Genomic DNA, 2,631 nt, shown 5'->3' on the forward strand with positions numbered 1-2,631 from the left:
GGAACTGCCATCACCGTAGCGGCAGCGCTGCTCAATGCGCTGAAGGTGGTGGAGAAGAACATTGCCGATGTGAAGCTGGTCGCATCGGGGGCCGGCGCAGCCGCGCTGGCCTGTCTCAATCTGCTTTTGAAGGTAGGTTTGCAGCGGGAAAACGTTTTTGTCACGGATCTGGCAGGGGTCGTGTACGAAGGTCGCACCGAGCTGATGGACGAAGACAAGCGCGCCTTTGCCCAGAAGACTGAAGCGCGCACGCTCAGCGAAGTGATCCAGGACGCCGATGTGTTCCTGGGGCTGTCCGCGGGCGGCGTTCTGAAATCGCCCATGGTGGCTAGCATGGCCGCACGGCCCGTGATCTTCGCACTGGCCAACCCGACGCCTGAAATCATGCCCGAGATAGCCCTCGCAGTACGCCACGACGCTGTCATGGCGACGGGCCGTGCGGACTACCCGAACCAGGTCAACAACGTCCTGTGCTTCCCGTATATCTTCCGGGGCGCACTCGATTGCGGCGCGACCATGATCACGGATGCCATGGAGATTGCTGCAGTTCACGCGATCGCCGAACTCGCCCAGGCAGAACAAAGTGATCGCGTCGCCGCCGCGTACGCCGGGGAGAAACTTGCGTTTGGTCCGGAATACCTGATCCCCAAGCCATTTGATCCACGTTTGATGACGCGGATCGCTCCCGCCGTGGCGCGCGCTGCCGAAGAAAGCGGCGTGGCGCTGCGGCCCATTGAAGACTTGGATGCGTATCGCAGCAGTTTGGAAAACTTTGCATACGCCTCCAGCACCACCATGAAGCCGATCTTCACCGCCGCCAAGGCCGCCGCCAAGAAGCGCGTGGCCTATGCCGAGGGCGAGGAAGAGCGCGTGCTGCGCGCCGCCCAGATCGTCGTCGACGAGCAGCTGGCGCGCCCCACGCTCATCGGCCGTCCGGCGGTGATCGCGCAGCGCATCGAGAAATTCGGCCTGCGCCTCAAGGAGGAGCTCGACTACGACGTGGTCAACGTCGAGCAGGACCACCGCTACCGCGATTTCTGGCAGACCTACCACGGCATGACCGAGCGCAAGGGCATCACCGCGCCGATCGCCAAGATCGAAATGCGCCGGCGCCTGACGCTGATCGGCAGCATGCTGCTGCACAAGGGCGAGGTCGATGGCCTGATCGTCGGCACCTGGGGCCATACCACGCACCACCTGAACTACATCGACCAGGTGATCGGCAAGCGCGCCGGCGTCGCCACCTACGCCTGCATGAACGCGCTGATGCTGCCCGAGCGCCAGGTGTTCCTGGTGGACACGCACGTCAACTACGACCCCACGGCCGAACAACTGGCCGAGATCACCGTCATGGCGGCCGAAGAAATGATGCGTTTTGGCTTCAAACCCAAGGCGGCGCTGCTGTCGCACTCCAATTTTGGCAGCAGCAGCCAGCCCAGCGCCGTCAAGATGCGCCAGACCCTGGAGCTGCTGCGCGCCCAGGCGCCCTGGCTCGAGGTGGATGGCGAGATGCACGGCGACGTGGCGCTCAGCGGCAAGGCGCGCGCGGCCCTCATGCCCCACAGCAGCCTGGTCGGCGACGCCAACCTGCTGGTGCTGCCGAACATCGATGCCGCCAACATCTCGTACAACCTGCTCAAAACCGCCGCAGGCGGCAACATCGCCATCGGCCCGGTGCTGCTGGGCGCGGCCAAACCCGTACACATCCTGACGGCCAGCGCCACCGTGCGCCGCATCGTCAACATGACGGCGCTGACGGTGGCCGACGCTAACGCAGATCGGTAGGCATCAGGGCAATTGCAACTCAAGGTGATATCAGCGCCTCGGCCTTTCAGGCCCTTGCTATGGGTCGCTTCGGGCGAAAAACCAGGCTACTGTGAAGTTCCGCTGCTGGCCAAAGCCTGCCTTTCCTTGAATACAAAACAAAAGCGGCGGAGCTGCTTGCCACAGCTCCGTCGCTTTAAATTTGATAGCTTCCAGCGCTTACCCCATAAGGGATAAAGCCTTATTCCGCTTGAAGCTCAGGCCACCGGCGCGCTGCTGCGGATCAGGTGGTCGAACGCACTCAGCGCGGCCTTGGAGCCGTCGCCCGCGGCGATCACGATCTGCTTGAACGGCACCGTGGTGCAGTCGCCGGCGGCGAACACGCCTGGCAGGTTGGTGCGGGCATGGGCGTCCACCACGATCTCGCCGTGCTTGCTCAGTTCGACCGTGCCCTTGAGCCAGTCGGTGTTGGGCAGCAGGCCGATCTGCACGAAGATGCCTGCCAGTTCGATCTGCTTGACCTCATCGTTCGTGCGGTCCTTGTAGGTGATGCCGGTGACGCGGCTGCCGTCGCCATTCACTTCCGTGGTCTGCGCGTTCAGGATCACGTCGACGTTGGCCAGGCTCTTGAGCTTGCGCTGCAGCACGGCGTCGGCCTTGAGCNAGTTCGATCTGCTTGACCTCATCGTTCGTGCGGTCCTTGTAGGTGATGCCGGTGACGCGGCTGCCGTCGCCATTCACTTCCGTGGTCTGCGCGTTCAGGATCACGTCGACGTTGGCCAGGCTCTTGAGCTTGCGCTGCAGCACGGCGTCGGCCTTGAGCTCGCTGGCGAATTCGAGCAGCGTGACATGGGCCACGATGCCCGC

1 protein-coding gene and 2 pseudogenes are annotated in these 2,631 nt (G+C 63.4%); 1 reads left to right on the top strand and 2 read right to left on the bottom strand.

Going from position 1 to position 2,631, the window contains the following annotated elements; translation table 11 throughout:
* The coding region (locus tag QZH66_RS14950; protein WP_305806708.1) for a phosphate acyltransferase at positions 1-1,785 on the top strand (1,785 nt) is incomplete at its 5' end.
* A 236-nt stretch (positions 1,786-2,021) separates the two neighbouring features.
* Here QZH66_RS14950 and QZH66_RS14955 read toward each other — a convergent pair.
* Both QZH66_RS14955 and QZH66_RS14960 read right to left on the bottom strand, forming a co-directional pair.
* Positions 2,022-2,426: pseudogene (locus QZH66_RS14955) on the bottom strand (FAD-dependent oxidoreductase); the annotation flags it as partial.
* A gap of 2 nt (positions 2,427-2,428) precedes the next feature.
* A pseudogene (locus QZH66_RS14960) lies at positions 2,429-2,631 on the bottom strand (NAD-binding protein); the annotation flags it as partial.

This window comes from Stenotrophomonas sp. YIM B06876 (assembly GCF_030711595.1).
Lineage (GTDB): Bacteria > Pseudomonadota > Gammaproteobacteria > Xanthomonadales > Xanthomonadaceae > Stenotrophomonas.